General features: G+C 59.7%; 22 protein-coding genes and 1 pseudogene. 15 read left to right on the top strand and 8 right to left on the bottom strand.

Annotated features, from left to right (window positions below):
• Positions 1-19: 19 nt before the first annotated feature.
• From F4U94_RS17190 to F4U94_RS17175, 5 genes are all read left to right on the top strand, one after another.
• On the top strand, positions 20-1354 hold the full coding sequence (locus tag F4U94_RS17190; RefSeq protein ID WP_150412088.1) for a Wzz/FepE/Etk N-terminal domain-containing protein: 1335 nt from the start codon (positions 20-22) through the stop codon (positions 1352-1354).
• Between the two features lie 38 nt (positions 1355-1392).
• Complete coding sequence (locus tag F4U94_RS17185) at positions 1393-2097, top strand: CpsD/CapB family tyrosine-protein kinase (RefSeq protein ID WP_150412087.1); 705 nt, start codon at positions 1393-1395, stop codon at positions 2095-2097.
• 30 nt (positions 2098-2127) lie between these two features.
• Positions 2128-2283: a hypothetical protein gene (locus tag F4U94_RS24435; protein ID WP_170271956.1), complete on the top strand. Its 156-nt coding sequence runs from the start codon at positions 2128-2130 to the stop codon at positions 2281-2283.
• 197 nt (positions 2284-2480) lie between these two features.
• Entirely contained in the window at positions 2481-3044 is a 564-nt protein-coding gene (gene rfbC, locus F4U94_RS17180; RefSeq protein WP_150412086.1) for a dTDP-4-dehydrorhamnose 3,5-epimerase, read from the top strand.
• Positions 3045-3047: 3 nt separating this feature from the next.
• On the top strand, positions 3048-3629 hold the full coding sequence (locus F4U94_RS17175) for a dTDP-glucose 4,6-dehydratase (RefSeq protein ID WP_282957476.1): 582 nt from the start codon (positions 3048-3050) through the stop codon (positions 3627-3629).
• A gap of 55 nt (positions 3630-3684) precedes the next feature.
• Here the strand turns inward: F4U94_RS17175 and istB are convergent, their stop codons facing one another.
• Entirely contained in the window at positions 3685-4530 is an 846-nt protein-coding gene (gene istB / locus F4U94_RS17170) for an IS21-like element helper ATPase IstB (RefSeq protein WP_150412085.1), read from the bottom strand.
• Entirely contained in the window at positions 4527-6029 is a 1503-nt protein-coding gene (istA, locus tag F4U94_RS17165) for an IS21 family transposase (protein ID WP_150412084.1), read from the bottom strand. The genes istB and istA overlap by 4 nt, the downstream gene beginning before the upstream one ends.
• Positions 6030-6216: 187 nt before the next feature.
• On the opposite strand from istA, the pseudogene F4U94_RS17160 reads away from it, so the two are divergent.
• The 3 genes and pseudogenes from F4U94_RS17160 to rfbA form a co-directional block, all read left to right on the top strand.
• Positions 6217-6759 (top strand): annotated as a pseudogene (locus F4U94_RS17160) (dTDP-glucose 4,6-dehydratase); the annotation flags it as partial.
• Positions 6756-7646 carry a dTDP-4-dehydrorhamnose reductase gene (gene rfbD / locus F4U94_RS17155; RefSeq protein ID WP_150412083.1) on the top strand — a complete coding sequence of 297 codons (891 nt, stop codon included), beginning with the start codon at positions 6756-6758 and terminating at the stop codon, positions 7644-7646. The pseudogene F4U94_RS17160 and the gene rfbD, both read left to right, overlap by 4 nt.
• Positions 7647-7668: 22 nt before the next feature.
• Positions 7669-8535, top strand: coding sequence for a glucose-1-phosphate thymidylyltransferase RfbA (rfbA, locus tag F4U94_RS17150; RefSeq protein WP_150412082.1), 867 nt, complete (start codon positions 7669-7671; stop codon positions 8533-8535).
• A gap of 264 nt (positions 8536-8799) precedes the next feature.
• Here the strand turns inward: rfbA and F4U94_RS17145 are convergent, their stop codons facing one another.
• Positions 8800-10515, bottom strand: coding sequence for a type I secretion system permease/ATPase (locus F4U94_RS17145; protein WP_150412081.1), 1716 nt, complete (start codon positions 10513-10515; stop codon positions 8800-8802).
• 58 nt (positions 10516-10573) lie between these two features.
• Entirely contained in the window at positions 10574-11020 is a 447-nt protein-coding gene (locus F4U94_RS25390) for an acyltransferase (protein ID WP_282957475.1), read from the bottom strand.
• 157 nt (positions 11021-11177) lie between these two features.
• Between F4U94_RS25390 and F4U94_RS25385 the strand changes: the two genes are divergently transcribed.
• From F4U94_RS25385 to F4U94_RS17105, 7 genes are all read left to right on the top strand, one after another.
• Positions 11178-11486: an acyltransferase gene (locus tag F4U94_RS25385; protein WP_282957474.1), complete on the top strand. Its 309-nt coding sequence runs from the start codon at positions 11178-11180 to the stop codon at positions 11484-11486.
• Positions 11487-11546: 60 nt separating this feature from the next.
• Positions 11547-13130 (top strand): O-antigen ligase family protein, encoded by a 1584-nt coding sequence (locus tag F4U94_RS17130; protein ID WP_150412078.1) that lies wholly within the window; start codon positions 11547-11549, stop codon positions 13128-13130.
• Positions 13131-13318: 188 nt separating this feature from the next.
• Complete coding sequence (locus tag F4U94_RS17125) at positions 13319-14302, top strand: UDP-glucuronic acid decarboxylase family protein (protein WP_150412077.1); 984 nt, start codon at positions 13319-13321, stop codon at positions 14300-14302.
• A gap of 251 nt (positions 14303-14553) precedes the next feature.
• Positions 14554-15873 (top strand): ATP-binding protein, encoded by a 1320-nt coding sequence (locus F4U94_RS17120; protein ID WP_150412076.1) that lies wholly within the window; start codon positions 14554-14556, stop codon positions 15871-15873.
• On the top strand, positions 15870-16502 hold the full coding sequence (locus F4U94_RS17115; protein ID WP_150412075.1) for a CatB-related O-acetyltransferase: 633 nt from the start codon (positions 15870-15872) through the stop codon (positions 16500-16502). Before F4U94_RS17120 ends, F4U94_RS17115 begins: the two co-directional genes overlap by 4 nt.
• A 117-nt stretch (positions 16503-16619) precedes the next feature.
• Positions 16620-17486 carry a glycosyltransferase family 2 protein gene (locus F4U94_RS17110; RefSeq protein ID WP_249042078.1) on the top strand — a complete coding sequence of 289 codons (867 nt, stop codon included), beginning with the start codon at positions 16620-16622 and terminating at the stop codon, positions 17484-17486.
• A gap of 5 nt (positions 17487-17491) precedes the next feature.
• Positions 17492-18409: a glycosyltransferase family 2 protein gene (locus F4U94_RS17105; RefSeq protein ID WP_150412074.1), complete on the top strand. Its 918-nt coding sequence runs from the start codon at positions 17492-17494 to the stop codon at positions 18407-18409.
• Between the two features lie 11 nt (positions 18410-18420).
• On the opposite strand, the gene F4U94_RS17100 is transcribed toward F4U94_RS17105, so the two are convergent.
• The 4 genes from F4U94_RS17100 to F4U94_RS17085 are packed head-to-tail and all read right to left on the bottom strand — an operon-like array spanning position 18421 to position 25421.
• Complete coding sequence (locus F4U94_RS17100; protein WP_150412073.1) at positions 18421-20265, bottom strand: ABC transporter ATP-binding protein; 1845 nt, start codon at positions 20263-20265, stop codon at positions 18421-18423.
• Positions 20262-21278 (bottom strand): glycosyltransferase family 2 protein, encoded by a 1017-nt coding sequence (locus F4U94_RS17095; protein WP_150412072.1) that lies wholly within the window; start codon positions 21276-21278, stop codon positions 20262-20264. The genes F4U94_RS17100 and F4U94_RS17095 overlap by 4 nt, the downstream gene beginning before the upstream one ends.
• Complete coding sequence (locus F4U94_RS17090; RefSeq protein ID WP_170271955.1) at positions 21275-24328, bottom strand: glycosyltransferase; 3054 nt, start codon at positions 24326-24328, stop codon at positions 21275-21277. The genes F4U94_RS17095 and F4U94_RS17090 overlap by 4 nt, the downstream gene beginning before the upstream one ends.
• Complete coding sequence (locus F4U94_RS17085; RefSeq protein ID WP_249042077.1) at positions 24321-25421, bottom strand: glycosyltransferase family 2 protein; 1101 nt, start codon at positions 25419-25421, stop codon at positions 24321-24323. Before F4U94_RS17085 ends, F4U94_RS17090 begins: the two co-directional genes overlap by 8 nt.
• Positions 25422-25462 lie beyond the last annotated feature (41 nt).

Genomic DNA, 25462 nt, shown 5'->3' with positions numbered 1-25462 from the left:
TATCCGGAGGGAATTTATCATGAGCTTCGTGCAATTTTTTCGGATATTGTGGGCGTACCGCTTCCTTATCCTTCTTACGACGTTCGCCTGCGTTGGCGGCGCATTCATTTTCGCCAAGCTGATCCCGGATCGGTATGAGGCGCACTCCCGCGTGATGCTTGACGTGATGAAGCCGGATCCCATTACCGGAGACGTGATCTCGAACAGTTTCGCACGGGCCTACACAAAGACCCAAATCGAGCTCATCACCGATTACCGGTTTGCCGGCGCGGTCGTTGACGAACTGGGGTGGGCAAAGGTTCCAGCATTCAAGAAGGCCTATGAAGCGCAGGCGCGACCCGGCGATGGCGGCTTTCGCCGCTGGCTGACCCAGATGGTCATTGCCAACACCGCTGTCAGGCTTATTCCAGCCACGGCGATCCTGGACATCAGCTATTCGTCCAGTTCTCCAGAGGCGGCGCGCAAGGTCGCGGACGCCATTCGGAAATCCTACGTGGATCAGAGCGTGAATTTCCGCCAGGAGGGGGCCAGTTCCAATGCAGCATGGTTCCGCCAGCAGGGGGAAAGTCTGCGCGAGCAGCTGACCGCGGCGCAGGAACGCAAGACGGCCTATGAAAAAGCAAATGGCATCGTGCTTCAGGATGACTGGTCCGACACGGATACATCCAGGCTCAAGGCGCTTTCATCCCAGTTGCCCACACCAGCCCTTGGCCCTGCGATGATCCCCCAGGCCTCGCCGGCCCAGGCGCAGCTCGCGCAACTGGACGCGCAGATCACGACCATCGCGCGAACGCTTGGACCCAATCATCCCGAGCTGGTCGCCTTGCGCAACAGCCGCGCATCGCTGGCCGCGACGGCCGCCCGCGAACAGTCGCAGGCCCTGGCAGCTGCGCGCGGTTCGGTTGCCGGCGGGCCCTCGATTGATGGCCAAGTTGCAGCTCAACAGAACAAGGTGCTGGCCAACCGGGAGAAAATCGACGAGTTGCGCAAGATGCAGGCTGTGATCGACGTTCTGAGAGCACAGGCGCAGAAGGTCATGGGCCGAGCCGCGGAACTGGGAGTGGAGGCGGAATCGACCGAGAGCGGACTGACAATGCTGGGCAGCGCCGTGGCGCCTGCTGCACCCAGTTGGCCTAATGTGCCGATGATTACGGGCGTTGCACTCATGGCGGGCTTCATCCTGGGTATCCTCATTGCGCTTGCAAGCGAGTTGCTGGGGCGTCGCGTGCGCGGGCCTGAAGATCTTGGCATGACCGGCGTTCCGGTAATCGGCGTCATTGTCGGATTTGGCCAGAAGGCCGGAAGGAAAGGCTGGCAGCAACGGCTTGGCTTCCGCAGACCCGGTATGGCCTGAAGCCTATAATCACGTCCCGCTTTTGAGACAGGTGCACAATGAATAGAGATGACGCGATAACGATGGAGGCGGCGGTGACACCATCAGGGCAACAAGGCGGTTCGTTTCGCTTCTCGGAGGATGTCGTGATGCTGCAGGGCGAGACATTCGCCGCTCAGGCCGAATCGATCGGTGCACTGCGCACGCAGCTTCTATCGCAGCATTTGAGGGAAGGGCGACGTGCGCTCGCAATCCTTTCGCCCGACGACAAGGCCGGTTCTGCTTTTGTAGCTGTCAATCTTGCCGTGTCCCTTGCACAGGCAGGTATCAAGACGCTGCTGATAGACGCAAATATGCGGGCGCCGTCGATCCAGCGAATGATTGTGCCGCCACGGGGAACGTCCGGGTTGCGTGAATGCCTGGAAACGGCCGGCTCGGATTTTGGCGACATTATCCAGGACGACGTACTGCCGCATCTGTCCGTGATCTATGCCGGGGAGCCCTCGTCAAATGCGCAGGAACTGCTCGCACGCCCGCAGCTCAACCTGCTGGTCGACCTTTGCCTGCGCGAATATGAGATCACCATCGTGGACACAGCGCCCAGCAATAACTGCGCCGACGCGCAGCTTCTCGCGACATTGCTGCGCTACGCCCTGATCATCGTTCGCAAGGACGACAGTTATGTCAATGATGTCCGGACGCTGATCGCTGACTTGCGCGCGAACCGGGTCGAGGTGACAGGCACTGTCATCAACGAGACTTAGGGTTTTTTCACGTTTCCTAATGTCGATATCGTGGCAACTTTCTCCCGGATCCAACAGCGGCTTTCTGCCTTGCGGATCGAAGGCTTGGCGCTGATGGACATCCATCCGGATGGTTGGATGACGCTTTTGTATGATCCGATCCTGACCAAGTCGGTGCTGGCGGAGCGGGTGCCCTTTAGGCGTTAGCCGGTGTCTTGGCTGAAGCGATGGTGAGCGCCGATGCCGTTATTCAGGGGTCGGCCTAATGTTGTTGCGGATCGGCCGAGCAAGCTCGCTTAGTTGACCAGTCGGCTTTTCTCGCCGGTCCTGACGGTTGCAACTGCGGTGTCAGTCATTCAGAACAGCAACTGAAGTAGACCTGTTGCGCGTTTCCGGGAAAAGATATAAAAATTGAGACTTACAGTATCCCTGGTTTAGCGTCGTTAACGCCTCGCCACATTGGTGATGAGCGGGGGTACTTTGCCGAAGTTTTTCGTGCGGACTTGTTTGCGCAGCATGTCGGTGACTATGCGTTTGTGCAGGACAATGAATCTCGCAGTGCCAAGGTGGGTACAGTTCGTGGCCTGCATTATCAAAGCGATCCCCGTGCGCAGGGCAAGTTGGTCCGCTGTACTGCGGGCGCGCTATTTGATGTCGCGGTCGATATTCGCGGTGGTTCACCTACATATGGTCAATGGGTCGGCGAAACACTGACCCCCGATAATGGTAAGCAGCTCTGGGTGCCACCGGGCTTTGCCCACGGCTTCTGCTCGCTCGAACCGGATACGGTCATCGCCTATAAGGTGACAGATTATTACAGCGCCGAATGCGACAAAGGCCTGGCTTGGGACGACCCGGCTATAGGTATCGTATGGCCCGATGCAGCAGACGCGGAAACGCTTTCGTCCAAAGACCGAGGGCAGCCCCTTCTATCCGATCTGCCAGCTTATTTTTGTTGGAGTGCCTGATTTATGCGCGTGATTATCACTGGCGGCGCCGGCTTCATCGGCTCTGCCCTTGTCCGCTATCTCGTGCTGGACAAGGGTTATGATGTTCTTACTATTGATGCCTTAACCTACGCCGGCTGCCGAGCGTCTCTTAAAGCCGTCGACGGCAAACAGAACCACCGCTTACTTAACGCAAATATTTGTGACCGTTCCGCAATGGATGCAGCGATCGCAGAATTCAGGCCTGACCGCATCATGCATCTGGCGGCTGAAAGCCATGTTGATCGCTCGATCACGGGTGCAGCGGATTTCATCCAGACAAATGTCGTGGGGAGCTTCACCCTGCTGGAAGCCGCACGCGGCTACTGGAATGACCTTGAAGGCGCGGCTAAAGCGGCGTTTCGCTTCCTCCACGTCTCTACAGACGAAGTCTATGGTTCGCTTGGCGACGAAGGGCTGTTTGAGGAAACTACGCCCTACGATCCTAGCTCGCCCTATTCGGCGTCCAAGGCCGCGTCTGACCACCTCGCCAAGGCGTGGAAGCGCACCTATGGGCTGCCGTATGGCGCGGCGATCTGGATGAGAAGTTTCCGTCAATCAGGATGAGAACTGATCGTCGCGGTTTTCAAGTGGTGCCTGCTTTGATTGACGCTGGCAAGCGCTACTCGCAGGCTTGATTGTCGCTGCGCGACATTTCCTCGTTGGACTTGATTGTCGCGAAGGTCGGTGGCCGACCAGCGCGTGATTGTCGCTGGATCGCCGAGCGGCGGCGGTAGCTCTCGACATTCATCTCGAAGATTGTCGCGTGGTGAACGAGGCGATCTACGGCGGCGAGCGTCATGGCGGGATCGGGGAAGACCCGGTTCCATTCACCAAAAGGCTGGTTGGCGGTGATGAGCGTGGAACGCCGTTCGTACCGTGCGCTGATCAACTCGAACAGGACGGACGTTTCAGCCTGATCCTTGGTCACGTAAGCGAGGTCATCGAGGATCAGCAGATGATATTTGTCGAGTTTGGCTATCGCGGCTTCGAGCGCCAGTTCACGGCGGGCAACCTGAAGTTTCTGGACCAGGTCGGAGGTGCGGGTAAACAGGACGCGCCAGCCATTTTCGATCAACGCAAGGCCGATTGCGGCAGCCAGATGGGTTTTACCCCCACCCGGTGGACCAAAGAAGATGAGGTTGGCGCCTTTTTCGAGCCAGCCATCACCAGAACACAGCGCCGTCACCCGGGCGCGGGAGATCATTGGCACTGCATCGAAGGCGAAGCTGTCGAGAGTCTTGCCAGGTGGCAGGCGGGCTTCGCCCAGATGCCTTTCGATCCGGCGTCGGTCCCGTTCTGCGATCTCATGCTCAGCGAGCGCCGCAAGCAGTCGGGCCCCAGGCCAGCCTTCCTTGTCTGCCCGCGTGGTAAAGTCGGGCCAGATCAGTTTGATTGCTGGCAGGCGCAGGTCGTTGAGGATGAGGCTCAGACGCTGGGCGTCGATAGCGGGTGCGTTCCGGCTCATGCGGCTTCTCCCGCCAGGAGAACATCATAGGTGACAAGGGGGACCAGTTCCACCACCACGTCGGGAAGCGCCGCCGGATCGGGAGCGAAGCGTATTCGCAAGGCATCCATGTCGGGGAGACGGTTAGCAGCCACGTCGGCTGCCAGCAGTTCCGCGAGTTCGGCTTCGCAGGCTCTTTCGTGCGCCATTGCCAACAGTTCTACCATCTGCCGACAAGCGATCCGTTCAGGCAATGCGGCGATGAGCCGGTCGAAGGTCTGACGATAAGGTTCCCTTGGGAAGAGCTGGTCACGATAGACCAACTTCAGGAGCGCCATGGGTTTGCGCCGCAGGCTATGGATGACGTGCCGATAATCGACCACATGGCCGTGGGAGCCGTTATTGAACGACCGCCCCCGAGGCAATGTCATGAGGTGAGTGCCGCCGATGAACAGATCGAGGCGATCATCGTAAAGCCGAACGCGCAGCCGATGCCCGATCAGCCGTGAGGGCACGGTATAGAACACCTTACGAAGCGTGAAGCTGCTGGTCGAGGTGACCGTGACGATCGTCTCCTCATAATCGCTGGTGCGCGCGCCAGGCAGGGGCTGCAAAACCGCACGCTCGGCGTCTATGCGTGGGCCGTTGCGCCGGTTCTTGCGGCTGACGACTTCGTCGATGAAGTGCCGGTAACTCGCCAGATCATCGAAGTCTCGCGAACCACGCATCAGCAGCGCGTCCTTTATTGCTGCCTTCAAATGCCCGTGCGGGCTCTCGATCCCGCCATTCTCATGGGCAACGCCGCGGTTGTTGCGCGTCGGCGTCATGCCATAATGTTCGCACAGCGCGTCATATCGCAGCGTCAGATCTTGCCGGGCATCAGCGTCCAAGTTGCGAAACGCGGCCGACAGGCTATCGCTGCGATGCTCAACCGGGGCACCGCCGACGGCCCACAGGGCATTTTGCAACCCTTCTGCAAGCGCGACATAGCTCTCGCCGCCCAGAATGACATGGACGTGTTCGAAGCCCGACCATATCAGCCGAAAATGGTAGAGCCGATGATCGAGCGGCACGCCGACGATCGTTACGTGCTCATCGTTCATCTCGGTGAAGTCCGACAGGCCAAGCCGTCCCGGCTCATGCACCTGCCGGAAGATCACTTCCTGCTCGGGACCATGGATCGCCCGCCATGTTCGGATCCTTCGCTCCAATGTGCGCCGAATGCGCCCATCAAGCTCAGGGTGACGGCGACATATCTCCTCGAAAATTGCCACTGACCGCAAACCAGGCGCAGCCTGGAGCATGGGGACCACATCCTCGTCGAAGATCCCGGCTAACGGGTCCGGGCGTCGCCGCTCTCGCTGGACCTGCCTTTGCGAGGGAAGCCGAGGATCTCCCTCGATGCGATATGCGGTCGCCGTGCTGATACTGGCCTTTGCGGCGGCGATCGGAACGGCATGGGTATGTCGGAGCTTCATGTAGAGCCTCATCTGATGATCGTTGACGTGGCGGCCCGGCATGAACGACATCCCCTCTCGCGAAGTTATGCCTTTGAATACCTGACCGGCCGCAACCATCAGAAACGCCCCGGAAAGGGCGACATCGCCACCTGCTGATCCGGCTCCGGGCTACGCCCTACGCCGCATCAGCAGGTGGCGATTCTCATCTTGATTGACGCTGCTCTCTCATCCTGATTGTCGCGCGGCACTGCCGGTCGTTGTCTCGAACTGCTCGAACAATTACGGCCCCTATCACTTCCCGGAAGAGCTGATCCCGCTGACCATCCTCAATGCGCTCGCGGGCCGGAAGCTGCCGGTCTACGGCAAGGGCGACAATATCCGTGATTGGCTCTATGTCGACGATCATGTCCGTGCGCTTGATCTCATCATCGAAAGGGGCGAGCCGGGCGAGACCTATAATGTCGGCGGTCGCAACGAGCGGACTAATATAGAGGTAGTCCGCCGCATCTGCGCGGTGCTGGACGAACTGGTGCCAGCCGGTTCGCCGCGCGAAGGGCTGATCGAGTTCGTTACTGACCGTCCCGGCCATGACGCCCGCTATGCAATCGATGCGACCAAGCTGGAAAATGAACTGGGCTGGCGTGCGCAGGAGAATTTCGACAGCGGCATTGAGAAGACGGTGCGCTGGTTCCTGGAAAATCAGTGGTGGTGGCAGCCGCTGCGCGAGCAGTATGACGGCCAAAGGCTTGGCCTCGCGAGCGCGTCGACCGCTTACACGGTGCCTGCATGAAGATTGCCGTCACCGGAAGAGTCGGGCAGGTCGTGACCAGCCTGATCGAACGCGGTGCGGCTGCCGGATATGAGGTGGTCGCGCTGGGCCGTCCCGAACTGGATTTGGCCGATCCGGCATCAGTGGCCAAGGCGCTGGAATGCGCGGTACCCGACGTCATTGTCTCCGCGGCAGCCTACACTGCGGTCGACAAGGCGGAAAACGAAAGCGAGATCGCCCATGCCATCAACGGCGCCGGCGCCGGCGCCGTTGCGCAAGCGGCCAAGAGGTTGAGCGTGCCGCTAATACATATTTCTACCGACTATGTGTTCGACGGTACGCTGGACCGGCCCTATCGGGAAAGCGATCTGACTAACCCCAGCGGCGTCTATGGTATCTCTAAGCTGGCAGGGGAGCAGGCAGTGTTGGCGACCTATGCGGACAATAGCGTGATATTGCGCGTTGCGTGGGTCTATAGCCCATACGGCGGCAACTTCGTAAAGACCATGCTTCGCCTGGCAGGCGACCGGGACGAAGTTTCGGTTGTCGCGGACCAAGTCGGCAATCCGACCAGCGCACTAGCGATCGCTGACGCCATCCTGCAGGTGGCTACCAATATGGTAGCTGATAGCTCCCCGGCCTTGCGCGGCCTGTTCCATATGACCGCACAGGGTGAAGGAAGCTGGGCGGACCTTGCCGAAGCTGTCTTTGCGGCTTCAGCGGTACGCGGCGGACCGTCGGCAACGGTCCGGCGGATAGGCACAGGCGATTATCCCACGCCCGCTTCTCGGCCCGCCAATTCGCGCCTCGATAGCGGACTGATCGCACAGGTTCATAACGTTACCTTGCCGGACTGGCGCGTATCGCTGTCCGATGTGATGGATCGCCTGCAACCGGCGGCCCGCTGATTTTCTTTGAGGACATTAATTTATGAAGGGCATCATTCTCGCTGGCGGCAGCGGAACCCGCCTCTATCCCATGACGCTGTCGACTTCGAAGCAGCTCATGCCGGTCTATGATAAGCCGATGATCTATTATCCCCTCACCACATTGATGCTGGCGGGCATTCGCGAGGTTCTTGTCATCTCCACGCCGCGCGACCTGCCTGCCTTCCAGTCGCTGCTGGGCGACGGATCGGCTTGGGGCATGGCGATCGACTATGCAGAACAGCCCAGCCCCGACGGCCTGGCGCAGGCCTATATCATCGGTGCCGATTTCGTTGCTGGCAAGCAGTCCGCGCTGATCCTGGGCGATAACATCTTCCATGGCCACGGTCTGCCGGAGATCCTTGCCAGCGCCTCGTCACGCAAAGAAGGGGCCAGTGTCTTTGCCTATCATGTTCATGACCCCGAACGCTATGGTGTGGTCAGCTTCGACGATGCCATGAAAGCCGTCACGATCGAGGAAAAGCCCGCACAACCCAAGTCCAACTGGGCTGTTACGGGTCTTTATTTCTATGACGAACAGGTGGTCGATATTGCCGCCAACCTGAAGCCTTCGCCCCGCGGCGAGCTGGAAATCACTGACGTCAATCGCGCTTATCTCGAGCACGGGGACCTCCATGTCGAGATCATGGGCCGCGGCTATGCCTGGCTCGACACGGGCACGCCCGACAGCCTGCTCGACGCTGCCGAATTTGTTCGGGTCCTGGAAAAGCGGCAGGGCTTCAAGATCGCCGCACCCGAAGAAATCGCCTTTCGCCAAGGCTTCATCGACAGCGCTCAGCTGGAAAAAGCGATCGGCATGCTCGGCAAGTCCGATTATGGCCGCTATTTGCGCGGCATTCTGCCTGAATGATTGATCAGGGGCCCTGACTTTGGCAATCAGGTGACCCGTGCCGGTGACCTCGCACTGATTCCAGACTTTGCGCCTTGGTGCCAGCGCGCCGACATATGCTTTACCGGCTCATGATGTGCCCCCACCTCGGGTTCCTGACGAGACAGGTCTGGGCACCCGAGAAAGCTTCCTGCCCTGTCGCGCAGCCGTTGTCAGATGCAACAGGAACACGCGGAGGCAGCCAATGGGGCGGTGCGGGGCAACAATGCTTTGCGCGCGTCTGGCTCAAGCGGCCGGATGATAATCTGGAAGCAGATGAGGAACCAGCTTCTCTTTCGGACCGTAGGCCTGAACACGGCCGTCGCGCATCAGGAGGACGATGTCGATCGCCCGGAGGATGGAAGGACGATGCGCAACAACGATCACGATGGCACCTCGTGCGCTGGCTGCAGATACGGCCTCTCCAAGGGCCTCCTCTCCCGGGATGTCGAGATTGGAGTTTGGCTCATCCAGGATGATCAGGAAAGGATCTCGATAGAGCGCTCGGGCCAGCGCTATGCGCTGCCGCTGTCCTGCCGAGAGACGCGAGCCGTCGTTGCCGACCTGTGTCTCATAGCCTTCGGGGAGATGCAGGATGAGATCGTGAACGCCCGCCTGGCGCGCCGCAGCGATGATGAGGTCCGAAGGCGCGTTGGGTTCGAAACGGGCGATATTCTGTGCTATCGTGCCGGTCAGCAGCTCCACATTCTGCGGCACATAGCCGATGTGCTGGCCAAGGGCCTCGCTATCCCACTGATCAAGCGCTGCGCCATCCAGTCTGACACTGCCGCTGAGCGGCGACAGAATACCTGCCAGGCCTCGAACCAGGGTCGATTTGCCACAACCGCTTGGTCCAAGAACAGCGACCGCCTCGCCCGCTTTGGCAAGGAACGTCACGCCAGTGACCGTTCGCTCATCAGAGCCTGCCGGTGCAAGCGAGAGGTTCTCGACAGAAAGGGATAGAAGCGGTGGTTTCAGACTGAGCGGCGCGCGCTGCCCCATCACCGAAGGCAGCCAGGACTGGAGGCGCGTCCAGCTATCGCGGGCCGCGACCAGGCCCTTCCAGTTGCCGATGACAAGTTCCACCGGTCCAAAGGCGCGTGCCGAGAGAATTGAACTGGCAAAGATCACGCCGCCACTGGCCTGCCCGTTCATCACAAGTAGTGCGCCCACGGTCAGAACGAGCGATTGCAATAGCAGTCGCACCATCTTGCTGATGGTGCTCATCGTGGCAGTGACGTTGGTGACTTTCTGGTGTGCCTGAAGATACTGCCCGCTGATGGCCGTCCAGCGATCGCGAAAGCGGCCTTCCATTCCCATCACGTACAGCGCCTCCGCGTGCCGACGCGACGTGTCGGCGATCCTGGTGCGGTCGTTGGTTATGCCAGTCATCTCAACGGTTCGTGCGGCCGTGAGCGAATTGGTCAGAACCGTCAGACCGATGAGGACGAGCGAGCCTACGAACACCGTGATGCCAAGCAGTGGGTGCAGCAGGAAGAGAACGATTATGAAGAAAAACATCCACGGCAGATCCATCAGCGCCATAGGGCCGGCGCCGGACAGAAATGCGCGCATCTGTTCAAGGTCGCGAATGGGCTGAAGAGGATCTTTTGCCGAACCGCCCCGGGCCATGGTGATGACCAGCTTGTGAATGAAAGACGTGAGATCGACTTCCATCGTGGAGGCAAGATGAGTGAAGATCCGCGCGCGAACAGTTTCCAGGAACCCCTGATAGGAGTAGGCGAGGATCACCATGATCAGGAGTCCCATCAGCGTCGGTATCGATCGGCTGGGCAGAACCATGTCATAGACGAGCATCATGTAGACGGAGCCGCTGAGCAGCAATATGTTAAGAACAGCGCTCAGGACGCCGACCCACACCATTCCCCCGCGAAGTCTGCTCTTCAACTCTGCAAGTGGCGAGAAAGAAGGCTCCTGTAAAATCAGAGAACCAGCTGTCATCTATATCTATCCATCACTGAAAATCTATCATCGGGTTCTGGCGCCAGGTCAAGCGTCGTCATCGCCACATCTGCTTCACGTTTTCGTCCGCGTTCTTCAGCCGGCCATATGGGCCAACTTCTACATCGGCACGGAGCAGTCGAGCAGGATTGCCGCCGACGATCGAGCAGGGAGGCACGTCGTTGAAGACGACAGAGCCTGCTGCCACGATCGATCGGTCCCCGACAGTCACTCCAGGCATGATCACGCTTCCGCCACCGATAAAGCAGTGACGCCCGATACGAACAGGCTTATGTTCTCCAGATACGTGGTCCTGCGTATAGACAAGGGTCTTGAACGCCACGAGGGATTGGGCGCCTACGACAATATCGTTGCGCCGTCCTGCGATGAAGCGGCTCGAAAGCGACACGCTTGCAGACGGATCCACAAGCACCCCGTGGCCATATCTGAGCCACGAACGGCGGATGCCCACCAGAAACCGTCGCACGGCGCGAAGCTTGTTCAAGGAATGAAGTGCCATAAAATCTCCGAGCAGGCCAATAGCAGAGGTTGAAAGGACGAAGAAACCAAATTACACCAAGGGCATGACTTCACAGCCGCATAGTGTCCGTATTTCATGGAAGGGCATGATTTCTCAGCTGGTGCGGAGATATCTTTGGGGCATGGATATCGCGCCCGGTGCCCATATCGCCGGGAGCGCCCTGATAGACCGCACCTGGCCCAAGGGGGTGCATATCGCGGAGGGTTGCGTATTTGCCGAGGAATCGGTTCTTCTCACCCATGACATGGCTCGGGGCGTCTATCTGGATACAAGGGTTGGTGCCGGGACCCGGGTCGGTCCGCGCGCGATCATCATGCCAGGTGTCACGATCGGAGCGGATTGCGTGATCGAGCCCGGGGCAGTCGTTACCAAGGATATGCCCAGCAGAAGCCGGGCAATTGGCAATCCAGCCAGTATCAATCCCGCGTGAAATTCTCGCCCTCAGCTCACATATGACCATCAGAGGTTCGCTCGACATGGAGGCAGCGCCATGCTCTCGTTGAAATGGCGACGCCCCCAGCCTCCCGCCAAATTCGTTCTCGGGGGCTACACTGCGCCGCCCATCCGAGGGTGGAGGCGGGAACTGAAGATCGCGCTGGTCGCGAACCTCGCCTTTCTCTATGGCATAGCGCTGGCGCTTTATGCCTACAGCATGCTGATGCCGTTGCTGGCGCCTCTTGCCTTGTTTGCGCTCTTCATCATCTGGATGCTGCCGGATACTGAAAACCCGCCGATGCGGGCGGTTTCGGTATTCTTCTGGAGCTTCCTCGTCGCACAGATGATCTGGCCCGACTATCTTGCGCTCGATGTCGCCGGATTGCCCTGGATCACGGCCTTGCGTCTCTTCGGTTTCCCGCTTGCTCTGCTGTTTCTGATCAGCCTGTCTGTATCGCCATCGATGCGTAACCAGCTCAAGACGACATTGCAAGCACCGCCCAAAGTGTGGAAATGGCTCACCACATTCATGGTACTTGCTGCAATATCTGTAGCTTATTCCAGTAATGTAGAGGTGTCCTTAAACAAGCTTGTCGTGGCGCTTCTCTATTGGATGCTTATATTCTTCGTGAGCGTTTACCAGTTTTCGAGGCCGGGAAGGGTTACCGCGTTTGCCTGGCTGATGTGGGGCGTAATTATATTTCTTGCTGTGCTGGCTTACTGGGAACACCGCCTGGGCCAGGTCCCCTGGGCGGGACATATCCCGTCATTTCTGGCTGTGCAGGACGAGAGCGTGCAACGGATCCTTGTAGGCGCCGCCCGTGCCGCTACCGGGATCTATCGCGTCCAGAGCAAATTTACCACAAGCCTGGGCTTTGCGGAATTTCTGGGCATAACAACGCCTTTCGTGCTGCACTTTCTTGTAACGAGCAGGAAACTGGTGGTCCGGTTTGCAGCGCTAATCACCCTACCGGTCATGTTTCATTGCATCATCATGACCGATTCGCGCCTGGGCGTGGTCGGCTTCATGCTCTCGTTTCTCTTCTACCTGTTTTTCTGGGGATATCTGAGGCGGGCTCGTCGCAAGGATAGCCTGATCGGAACAGCCGTGATTGTCGCCTACCCGGCAGTTCTGGTTGCATTCCTGGCGTCCACCATGTTCGTGCCACAGATCAGCGTCATGGTCTGGGGCGGAGGCGCCCAGCAGGCGAGTACCAATGCACGTCAGGATCAGTATCGGTCGGGCACACCGATGGTCATCGCCCGGCCATGGGGTTACGGCCTTGGTCGGGGCGCCGCTCAGCTGGGCTTTGTCAATCGCGCCGGGATCGGCACGATCGACACCTATGTCTTGGCGGTGGCGCTTGAAGTAGGGATACCTGGCCTGATCGCCTATTTTGGCATGTTTATCGTCACGATCTACGCTGGTGCCATGGCGGTAAAGGGTGCGCGGGAACATGAAACCATGCTGCTCATTCCCGTAACGATAGCGCTTGCGAATTTCGTGGTGATCAAGACGATCCTGAGCCAGCTCGACAACCATCCGCTGGTTTTTGCGATGCTGGGAGCAGCGGTTGCGCTCATTGACCGCGCGCGCAAGGAGGATGCGGCAGCAGCTGCGCCTGGTCTGCGCGCCTGACCAGGGCAAAGCCGCTTCCGCCGGCTGATCCTGGACAGTCTCTATTTGGGACTATTGCTCCGTTTGATGAAGATTTCTCTTATCAACGTCGAGGGACAGATATAGGCTCATAGAGGTGCAACATCGCTGCTTGAATGATTCTGCTTCACGCGATGTGCATTTGACAACAAGGGGGCAGTTGTTTTGGCATGGGCAATAATCATTATCGTCGCAGGCGAATCCTGGTCACCGGCGGCGCAGGTTTCCTTGGCTCACACCTGATTGATCGCCTGCTCGACCGCGGAGACGAAGTGCTGTGCGTCGACAATCTTTTCACGGGTGACAAGAGTAACCTTGATCATCTCTATACCCATCCGCGGTTTGAATTTCTTCGACACGACATCTGCTTTCCGCTCTATGTGGAGGTGGATGAAATCTATAATCTGGCCTGCCCGGCCTCGCCAATCCACTACCAGCACGATCCGGTGCAGACGACCAAGACATCGGTGATCGGCGCGATCAACGTGCTAGGACTTGCGAAGCGTCTCAAAGCGCGTGTCTTCCAGGCATCAACGAGCGAGGTATATGGCGATCCTTCCATACACCCGCAGGTCGAGGGCTATTGGGGCAATGTCAATCCGATCGGGCTGCGATCCTGCTATGACGAGGGCAAGCGTTGCGCTGAAACGCTGTTCATGGATTATCACCGGCAGCATGGCCTCGACATAAAGATCGCCCGTATTTTCAATACCTACGGCCCGCGCATGCATCCCAATGACGGACGGGTGGTGTCCAACTTTGTCGTTCAGGCCCTCGAAGGTCGACCGATAACGATATATGGTGACGGATCCCAGACGCGTTCCTTCTGTTATTATGAGGATCTGGTCGACGGGTTTCTGCGCCTGATGGACACCGGGCGCGACTTTACCGGACCGGTTAACCTTGGCAATCCGATTGAATTTACCATCCGCGAGCTGGCGGAAGCGGTGGTCGAGTTGACCGGATCAGGGTCCGAGCTCGTCTACCTTCCCTTGCCCAGCGATGATCCCACCCAGCGGCGACCCGATATCAGCGTTGCCGAGGCGAAGCTGAATTGGCGCCCCAAGGTTCAGCTCAGGGAAGGCCTGATCAAGACAATCGAGTATTTTCAGAAACTCCACGTGGAGACGGAGATCAGAAACGAAGCTGCCTGACAGCGCTCGGCGCCATCGTGCAGCCAGATGACGGGTATGGCGAACGCTGTGCCAAAATCGATCCCCGTGCATGAAATTTTGCTGGCCGCAGATGCACATTTCCCTGCATAAGTTGCGCAAGTGCGGCGGCAGAGGGCGGCTGCCGCGCGATACAGGATGCAGCGGCCTTTGCATGGGCGCATTATGACGACGGGTCGAGAAATTGCCGGACCCCTGGATGGGTCGGGCAAATTCGGGTCAGGAGCGAGATTTTGAACTGGTTCTCTAAAAAGTTGAAAGGTGCGGCGTCTGCGCCTGATCCGATTGTGCGTTCAGCTATCGGTGGCATGCATGGCAAGGCTGAAGGGAGCGCCGAGCTCCCCTTTTTCAAGGTTCTTGCCACCGATCAGCTTCACCGGGGCCGCGGCAGCGAGGCGGACAAGGCCCGTGCCCAGTTGCGCGAAGCATTCACCCCGTCTCAGCCGGTTTCGCGCATTTCCATGTTCGCCGGCCGGGAAGCGGTCCTGACGCGTCTCATCCGCGCAATTGAGGATCAGCAGCTGCATGTTGTTGTCTATGGCGAACGAGGGATCGGAAAGACGTCGCTGCTGCGGATCCTCACCAGGCTTGCGGACGAGGCAAAATACATCGTCTGCTACACTTCGTGCGGTGAGAATTCGAACTTCAGCGACATGTTCCGCTCTATTGCCGGAGCGATCCCCATGCTGTTTCACTCCGACTATGCCCCGACCCAGTCGGAGATAGAGAGCGGCGGTACTCTGGCAGATCTGTTACCTGCCGGGGAAGTCACACCGCACCAGATCAGCGATCTGTTCTCCAAACTTTCGTCAACCCGCGTACTGGTTATTCTCGACGAATTTGATCGCAGTCCAAGCGGCGCGTTCCGTCGAATGATCGCCGAGCTGGTCAAGAATCTGTCCGATCGCTCCACGCGCGTGCAGATGGTCATTGCGGGCGTCGCCGGCAACCTGGCCGAGCTTGTCGAGCATATCCCCTCGGTGCGCCGTAATATTCTGGGCCTGCAGATCCCCAATATGACCGCCGCCGAGGTTGGTGAGCTGATCGGTCGCGGCAGCGAGAGCTGCGGCTTGCGCTATGATGACGACGCGATTGAACTGATAACCCGGATATCCTGCGGACTGCCCTATATCGCCAGTTTGCTGGGACAGCATGCGGGTATCGGCGCTGTGGATCGCGGTAGCACGCAGGTTCTGCGGAGCGACGTCACGAATGCGCTGAAACTTGTCATCGATGAGACCCGCCAGCGGCTGTCCGACCGCAGTCTGCGTGCAGCCAAGCGGCTGCAGGTCGCAGGCAAGTATGCCGAGCTTCTCAAGCTGGCGGATGTCGCACTTCACCATGCCGGCATCGTGGACCTGGTGGGCAGCAGCACCGAACTTGGCGAGGCGCTCAGGATCGGCCTTGAGGCACAGCTGATCGAGCCGGTTGGCGAGGAAGTGGGCGAGCGCTTCCGGTTTGTGGAGGAGGGTGTGCCGGTCTATCTGTGGATGCAGTCGATCGAGGGCGCTGTTAACCCTGGCTATCAGCAGCGAAGTCCTTCTGGAGCATGAGCTTTATCGCCACATTGATCGAGCGCGGCAGGCTCTGGTACTGGCGTCGCTCCCAGCATGATAATCTCGAGCTGCGCCGTCATTTTAGCAATCGCTATCGTATCGATGTCGGCATGTACTCCTATGGATGCTTTGATCGCTGGAGGATGCCCGGTCCGATCCAGGTGGGCCGCTACTGCTCGATCGCCAGTACGGTGCGTTCTGCGCCGATCAACCATCCCTATGATGCCCTGACCACGCATCCTGCCCTGTATGAACGCAAGTTCGGGGCTGTGACGAGGGACATAAGCTGGGACGATGTTCTGGTGATCGAGGACGATGTGTGGATCGCTCACAACGTCGTGATCCTGCCGGGCTGCAAGTTCATCGGCAGGGGCAGCATCATTGGCGCCGGAGCGATCGTGACCAGGAATGTCGACCGTTATGTCATCGTGGCCGGCAATCCAGCAAGGAAACTCCGCGATCGGTTTTCGCCCGAACTGGCCGAGCAGCTCGAGGCAAGCCGCTGGTGGGAGTTGAATGTCGAGGAATTGGGGCAACTGATCCAGACCGATCCCGACCTTGTCTTCCATCCTTCTCCAGGTGCGCTGAGGCAATGGTCGAGGAACCGCGCCGGGGGGGGGCGGTGACGCAGACGTCCTTCCCACGCCGCGACCGTGCCTGCAGGTTCCGCTGGCGCACGGGCCGTTATCGACGTGGCCCTGTTCCGGCCCGGGAAGTCCGTGACTTCGACGCGAGCCTGCCAGATGGTTGAAATCAGCGTGATCATACCGCATTTCAACGATCTGCGATCTCTTGACCTTTGTCTTGCCTCCCTCGCGAGCCAAACGCAGCCGCGCGACACGTTCGAAGTGATTGTTGCAGATAACTGCTCACCGGTCGCGCCGCACGAGCTTGAAGCCGTTACGGCTGGCCGGGCAAGCTATGTCAGGGTGGAGCAGCGCGGCGCGGCGATCGCGCGCAATGAAGGCGTGAGGGTGTCGAAAGGCAGGATACTGGCGTTTATCGATTGCGATTGTATTGCCGAGCCCGAATGGCTTTCAGAGGGTGTGACGGCCTTGCGCGGACAGGATCTGGTGGGCGGTGAAATGAAGGTACTTGTCGACCGCCAGCGGTCAATTAGCGGGGCCGAGGCGTTCGAAAGCGTGTTCGCCTTCGACAATCGCCGCTATGTCGAACAGGAATCTTTCACGGTAACAGCCAATCTCTTTACCTCACGATCCACTTTCGAACGCGTGGGTGGTTTTTGTAACGGGGTGTCGGAGGACAAGGAGTGGTGCCATCGCGCGCGCGACCTGGGCTTTCGTATCGGCTACGCCCGGAACGCACGGGTGGGCCATCCGGCGCGGGAGAATTGGGCTGACCTGCGCAGGAAATGGGAACGACTGAATATCGAAACATTTGCCCTGTTTCGCATGCGGCGCTTTGGTCGAATGCAATGGCTGCTGCGCAGCTGGATCCTGCTTCCGTCCATTTTCGGTCATCTGCCCGCTGTCTTGAAAAGCCGAGCCCTTCAGACGTCGGCCGAGCGGCGGGCCGCGATCGTGACGCTGGCGCGTATTCGCAGCTGGCGGTTCATCCATGCGCATCGTCTTCTGATGCAGAAGGACTAGACCGGATGCACGTGTGTGTCTGTATCGTGGGATATCGTAACGCGCCAGAGATCCAGGGCTGCCTGGACGCGCTCTCAGGATGTGATCATCATGATTTCCAGGTGGTCATCTGCGAAAATGGGGGTTCTCAGGCCTATGAGGCACTTGTAACTCTGCTGCCCGGATCCCTGAACGGCGGCCAGCCGGTCACGATCCTGGCGGCGCCTGGCAACCTGGGATATGCAGGCGGCGTCAATCACTGCATCACGTCAGCATCGTCTGCGGATGCCTGGTGGATCGTCAACCCCGATACCCGTCCGCAAAGCGCCGCGCTTGGTGCTCTGGTCGAACGTCTGCAACGCGGTGACTGCGAAGCGGCGGGCAGCTTGCTCTACCATGCTGATGGCAAGGTCCAGGCCTATGGCGGTCGATGGAAACCATGGATGGCCAGATGTGAGTCCATCGGGCACGGCCGCAATAGCGCTGACCCGATCGAGGCTGATCGTGTCGAGGCTGGCATGAACTATCTTCTGGGCGCCTCGATGCTCATGAGCAGGCAGTATGTCGAAGCCGTCGGCCTGATGCGGGAGGACTATTTTCTCTATGCCGAGGAGGTTGAATGGTGCTTGCGAGGCCGGCATTTGGGGATGCGCCTGGGATTTGCGCCCGGATCACGGGTTCTCCATGGCCAGGGCGGTACGACAGGTTCGGCAAGAGCCATGAAACAGCGACCGCGATTGCCGATCTATCTCGACGAACGCAACAAGCTCAACGTGGTGCGTGATACAAGTCCTGCCAAACTGCCTGTCGCTGTCACGCTTTCCCTTGCGATGCTGTTTCTGCGTTTCGCTCGGCGGGGAGCGTGGAAGCAGCTTGGCTATGGCCTGTCCGGCTGGATGGCGGGGCTGCGCAACAAGCGCGGAATCCCGCACGGGATGGGCTGAGCGCATCCATATCAGGCGGAAGTCAAAGCGTCACTTTTCCTGTTCCCGAATATCGATGCCAGACGCGGCGACCGCGCCATGAGATCCGCAGGCGGTCCGGAGCCCTGAACCTTGCCGTCATCGATCCAGACGATGTGGTCGACAGTCTTTACCGTCTCGAGACGGTGGGTGATAATGAGCATCGTGCGGCCGTGCATGTGCGTGTCGATCGCAGCTCGAACCCGGTCCTCCAGGTCGCGGTCAAGTGCGCTCATGGCCTCGTCAAGAATCATGAACGCCGGGCGCCGAAGGATCGCACGGGCCAGACCGATGCGCTGGCGCTGTCCTCCCGAGAAGCGGAGACCTTCCTGGCCCACCCATTCCTCAAATCCGTAAGGGAGATTCTCGACAAATTCCGCAACGCCTGCGCGACGGGCGGCCGCGATTGCTTCCTCCTCGGTCGCATCCTCGCGGGCCATCATGATATTGTCGAGGACAGTTCCCTCGACTAGATCGACATCCTGGCCTGCAACGCCGATCATGCGGACCCAGTCGGTGCGGCAACAGTCCTCGAGCCGTACACCATCGACTTCGATATGCCCGGAAACCGGAGAATACAGACGCAGGAGCAGGTTGACGATAGTTGTCTTGCCAGCACCGCTCGCGCCGATCAGGGCGGTGGTCTTGCCCGCCGGTATATCGAAGGTCACGCCATCGAGCACCCTGGGCTGATCAGGGCCATAGCTGAAATCGACATTACAGAAGGCCAGGCGTTCGTGAAGCGCGTCTACGGGAAGTGTTCCGGCAGCTGGATACTCCTTGTCCTGCTCTTCGATCATCTCCCATACCGATCGCAACTGTGGCTGCACTTGCGCGATATAGAGCAGGTTTGACTCGAGTTCGCGGACATGAGGCTGGAGCCGATACAACAATACGACGGCGCCAAGGGTGATGGCGAAACTTGTATGCCACCATCCAGCCGCTGCGATGATCGTACACAGGATTGCCAGATAGCCGATCTCGGTCAACGGTCCGATCCAGGCTGACAGCCTTAACATCGCAAGGGAACTTTCACGCGCGCGGGCCGAGGCATCGGTGAACCGGCGATGATGATAGTCTTCCTGTCCATATGCCCGGATCGTCCGCATCCCCTGCAGGGTCACCAGCATATGCTCACCCAGAAGGCGATGCGCTCCTTTCACCTGACTGCCGAAGGAACGCGCAGGATTGGCGAAAAAGCGCAGCACGGTCGCGATCAGCAACGTGCCCGAAACGGCGGTCAGGGTGATGGGGACCGATATGCCAAGAAGGAAGCCGACAAATACGAGGATCGAGCAGCTGTTGATGATAAGGCGAGTGAAGCCGGCGTAGGCGCTGGCGATGACCCAGGATTCTGTTCCCAGCACTTCCATCAGTTCGGCCTGTTCATGTTTCTGCACGAAGGCGTAGGAGACGGTCAGATACTGCTTGTGGATGCGATTGCGCACCGACTCGCTGATCCGCTCACCGATCGCCGAGCTGATGCGGGTGTAGAGAAGGGCCAGGAGCCCGCGGGCAATGATGAGCAGAAGGATCATCAGCGCAAGATCGGTCGTGCTTCCAAACCAGCTTACGGCCTCGCGCAGGAACTGGCCCATGAGGCCATCGCCCTGCGCCGCTGATACCTGGCCGCTTGCAGTGTAGAGAAACAGGAGGATCAATGTGATCCCCACGGTCTCGGCGAAGGACGAGACCAGGCCGAGCACGATCAGCGCAGGCGTGGTCCAGCGAGGCTTGTCCACCATGGCGAGCAGTTTTCGCAGGTCGCTCAGGGATGAAAGGGCAGCGCTGCGATCTGCTGCCTTTGGCGCGATATCTTCGCCTGGCACCTCGGTCATGGCGCGATTTCCCCGATCTGGAAAATATAGGGCGCTGGAGCAGGCGCTGCTCTGCGCCGGTGTCGAAAGCGGCGCAGCGCTCGATATATGTGTCGGGCACTGCGCTGCAGCAATTGCCCGCCTGCCGCCGGGATGTCCCTCTTCATGACGCTCAGGCCGGTTCGCGGATACCGCTGCAAGAGGAGTGTCAGAACGCCGAAAAACTGGCCCATGTCCCTGAGATACAGGGCTCGTCGCGTCAGCCAGCCGCCGTAGGAGGACAGGCCTTCCATGAGAATGTCATGCTTGTCGGGATGTCGGACGAGCATCTCGTCTACGACCAGCATCCAGGATCGCAGCATTCGACGCATGTTGCTCGACATATTCTCCGGCAGATAACGGTAGCCGACCAGGAAGTCTGGAACGACGGCAAAGTCGTGATACTCGGCCACGCGGGCATAGAATAATATGTCTTCGCATCCCTGGGCGCCGGCGCGCCAGAGATTGGCCTCAAAGCCATTTGCATCGAGAAGCGCCTGGCGCCGGACCAGGGCAGCACTCCCATTGCCGATGAAGTTGCCGCGAAACAGGTGATCGAGCACCCTGCCTTCCCGCATCGGCCGCTCGCGATTGTCCGTCACATGGCTGTTCACGTCGATTTTGGCATGCCAGCAATATACCAGTCCGCATTGCGGACCAGCAGCAGCCATCGCCTCAAGCTGGCGAGCGATTTTGTCAGGCGCCCAAAGGTCATCCGCGTCAACAAACGCGATCAGATCTGAGCGCGCTTCCTGCCAGCCGCGGTTTCGGGCAGCAGCCACGCCTCCATTGGCGATCCTTATCAGGCGGATGCGCGGATCAACAGCGGCATGCGCCGTGACTATGGCCGCTGTATTGTCTCGTGATCCGTCGTCAACGACGATGATTTCCAGCGCCCGGTGTGATTGGGAGCGGACGCTGCGGAGCGTCTCATCGATCGTCGACGCGCCATTAAAGGCGGGAATGACGATGCTCACCAGCTGCTCCTCGCTCACAGGAGCGCCTCCATCATGCCAGTAAATCCTTCGAACGACCCGTCGCCTCGCACTTCCATGCGCCTGAGGTCAAACATGGCGTCACCAAGGCGAACAGGCCCTGTACCGCCGCCGATAGCCACACCGTATCCGCATTGCTCCGCCAACCTTCCAAACCGCCCGTCCGTCGCACCATAGGGTGCGCACAGTGCATTCGGCGTCCAGCCTATCCAGCGCTCGATCATGGCGCGAGACCGCAGCATTTCCTCTGCCAGCACCTGGGTGGAGAGCCCGTCGGCAGCCCGGTGCGTGGCAAGATGAGATCCGAAGTGAACGCCATCTTGCGCGAGCCGCGCGATCGTATCGTGGTTCATCAATGGCGCTGCCGGGCCATATCCGGCATCCCAGACGGCCCCTCCTCCGACATGATCGGTTACCAGAAACACTTCTGCCGTCAGGTCAGCAGCGCGCAGCTCCGGCCAGGCATTATCCGCAAAATCCTGCAGCCCGTCATCAAAGCTGATCCACACCGGGCGCCCGGAAAACGGCACGTTATTGCTCAGATGCCATGCGATCTCGTGGGTGGTTATTGCATGATAGCCGTTGGAGCGGAGCCAGCGCACCTGCTTTTGGAACATGTCACGCGGGAGGCGGTAGCGTCGCAGCGCCACGGGTCCATCGTCCGAGACGGAATGGTACATTAGAGAGGGCAGGCTGGTCCGGCGCTGCGCGGCCGCCTCACCGCGTGACATGATCGTGCGATCCCAGATGACATGTCTCGCCACAGCCGGTTCCAGCTGGGCAGTCATCTTCACATGGGATATCTCCGGCTCGGGCAGACGGGACGGGGCTGCACACTTGCGATAGCGGTCGACCTGGTACAATTCGGTCCGGACGGATCGTTCGAGCACCAGGCCCGGCGTCTGCGCAAATGCGCGGGAAATGACCCTTGCGCCAAACGGATTGGCCCAGTCGAAGCCCGTGGAACCGGGATCGTCCACGGCGAGATAGGCATGGGCCGTGACGATTGCGCCTCCAGGAGCAAGCGCGGCCGCAAGCCGTGCCGTTACAGATGCGAGCTCTTCACGGTCGTCGAGATAATAAAGGACTTCAGAGCAGATGATGAGATCCAGATTGCATGGCAGGCTTTCCTTCGACAGGTCGAGGAGAGCGAACTCCACATTCTCCCGGCCCGAAAGACGCTGGCGAGCACGATCAATCGCTGGCTTGGCAATATCGGTCGCCAGCAGATGATCGACCCGCTCGGCCAGCTGGACAGTGAACATGCCTTCCGCGCAGGCCAGTTCGAGGGCGTTGCCGATAGGCCCGGAGGGTACGCAGTCGAGCTGGAGACGATATTTCTCCTGCTCATAGGACGAGCCGTAGTTCCATGGATCGGTGTTGCTGAAATAGCTGTCCCAGAATTGCCGGCGATCTCCGCCCCGGTCTGATTCCCGAGGCGTCTGCCGCTGTCCTGTATCCTTGAAGCGCGCAGGCGGAAGGGCCAGCGCTTGCGCACGGGCATGATTTGCCAATCGTGCAAGCGCAAGATTGTGGCTGCCCGGAGCATAGATATGCTGCTGTCGCAAGATCAGCGCCTCGCCTTCGGCGATGCTGGTCTGAAAGGCGGACGGCGCTGTCCCCCTGATGATATCCAGCCTTTCGCGCAAACGGCGGGATATCGATTTGCGTTCCGGCTTGAGCCCGTGCGCCTGCAACAGGGCCGCAACAGGTGCCGGTCGGCCCAGCGCCCCGATGAAAGGTCCGATTGCCTTGCGCGAGGGCTTAGGGAAAAAAATCTGGTCGACCCATTCGAACTGGCCATAATCGCCCAGTGCGCCGATCTCGAGGATCGCGCGCGTTTGCGTGTCCCAGTCGATATAGGCGTATAGCCGATCCTGGCCTTGATGCATCGATGTCACCGGCGGAGCGTCGATCCGGACACGCAACCCTGTGGTGAGCGAGAGCTGCCGGGGTTCTGCCAGATCGTCATAGGCCAGGAGCTTGCGGTCGAGTGCGTAACGAACGCGCCGTTCGGCGACCGGATCCTGCCATAATCGTCCAAGCCGGCCGAGCAGTCGATCCAGCCCGGCTTCGTAGCAAGGCCAGATTGCGGCAAGCTGTTGCGGCACAACGCGCAGGGTCACAGACAAGGCCTCGATGATATTGTCGGCGATCGCCTCCGCCCGATCGGGACCATGGCTCAGAAACCTGAGCTCGTTCAGATCCGGCAACGCGTCCTGCCCCTGGACGGTGGCCACGACAATGTTCCAGAAGGCGAACCATGCAAAGGCCTCGTCTGCCGACAGCCCGTTGGCGACCTGGAGCCCCTGCGCATATTCCGGAAGAGGGCGAGCGACGCGCGGGTCCGGGCCAAAGGCCCTTTTGATGACGGTCTTTCCGTCCGCCAGCATCTGACGGCTGTTCCTGGTGAGCGAGCCGTCTGACGAGCGATAGAAGGACATTGGCTGATCAACCATCAGCCAGCGCGCGCCTGCACGGGACAGGCGCTGCCACAGGTCCCAGTCCTCGCATGTGAGAAGCGACGTATCAAAGCCGCCTGCGTCAAGAACCAGTTGACGGTCAATCACGAGGCAGTTGATCGTCACGACAGCGCAGGTTCGCGCAAAGATCTCGAAGGGTTCGCGTTCGACCCGCGGGTCTGCGAAACCGCTCGTCATCCTGCCGTCAGGCATGGCCCGGCGAAAGGCGCAATAGGCTATTTCATGGGCGGCCGAATCTTCGAGTGCATCCAGCATCGTTGCCATGAATTCCGGCGCGATCCAGTCATCGGCATCGAGGAACGCGAGATAGCGGCCGCGTGCTGAATGGATACCGCGATTGCGTGCGCCCGAGGCCCCTTCGCCGATCCCCTGGACGAGGCGTATGCGAGGCTCATCGCGCATCATATTCGCTATCACAGCGCCGGTCGTGTCGGTTGATCCATCATCAACAACGACGACTTCCCAGTCAGGGACGCTTTGCGCCAACACGCTCTCCAGTGCCGCCGCGATCGTTGTCCGGGCGTTGCGAGCGGGCATGATGACCGAAATCCGGGGGGCATCAACCATCGGGACGTTTCTGTCGAAAATAGAAGTACAGGCCGGCAGCATATCCGGTGATTTCCTGACGCAGGAAGATATCCTCCAGCGCGGGCCCGCGCCTTGCTCGTCGCCAGAGACGGCCAAGATACCATTTCGGCATGGTCCAAAGCGCCCTGTGCCTGTTGGCCACGAGGCCTGTTCTCTCGGCCTGCACCATCAGTGCAGCCGCGTGGCCGCGCATATAGCTGTAGATCTGAAAAGACAGGCCTTCCATCGCTCGCCGATGGAAATGGAATGCGACCGCCATTGGCTCGTACCGGCAATCGATCCTGTTTGCCAGGAGACGGTACCAGTATTCAGAGTCGCCCGAGCAACCGGCCTGTCCGACATCAAGCCTTTCATCAAAATAGCCGACCTTCTCGAAAACGCTGCGGCGGAAGGCCATGCTCGCACCTGCGCCGACTTTCCAGGCCGGAAAAACATGCGCGCCTGAAGTAAGCGCAAAGTCGGCGGCAGGATAATCGACGCGGTCATATCCTTGCCCGAAGGACCAGAAGCTCTCGAACTGACGCTGAGCCTGGGTTTCGAGTTCGGCCGGGAGCACAAGGCCGGTCACCGCGCCGATCTCGGGCGCATCAAATGCTGCAACCAGATTCTCGAGCCATCGTGGATGAAGCAGGACATCGTCGTCTGTATAGGCGATGATGTCGCCCGTCGCGGCCTTGGCCCCGGTATTGCGTGCAAAATCCAGACCCGGTCGATCCTCTCGGACATATACCACGCCGGCCTGGATGGCCACTTCGCGCGTGCGTCCGTCCCTCGAGGCATTGTCCACGACCACAATCTCGTTGGGCCGGAAGCTTTGCAGGGGCAGGGAAGCAAGGCAACGGGCCAGTTCTTCGGGTCGGTCGCGGGTGCAGATGACGACACTGGCGGAAAGGGACGACAAGGGCGCCGATGTCCCCCGGTCCTGCGGCGTACCCCAGACCTGTCGTTGCCGACCATCATCCAGTTGCAGAATATGCCCCACCGGATAGCCCGACCGCCAGAATATGGTCATGGCCGCCTCGTCGCTGGCAACAGCGCCTGTGCCGCAAACGTCCAGATCGACATGGCTCACGCCAAGCAGGCCGGCAAGTGCCGGCAGAGGTTGCGATTGGC

This window comes from Sphingobium limneticum (assembly GCF_008710155.1).
GTDB classification, from domain to species: domain Bacteria; phylum Pseudomonadota; class Alphaproteobacteria; order Sphingomonadales; family Sphingomonadaceae; genus Sphingobium; species Sphingobium limneticum.
Note: the sequence above shows the minus strand (reverse complement) of the source record. Positions and strands in the feature narration are given on the sequence as shown.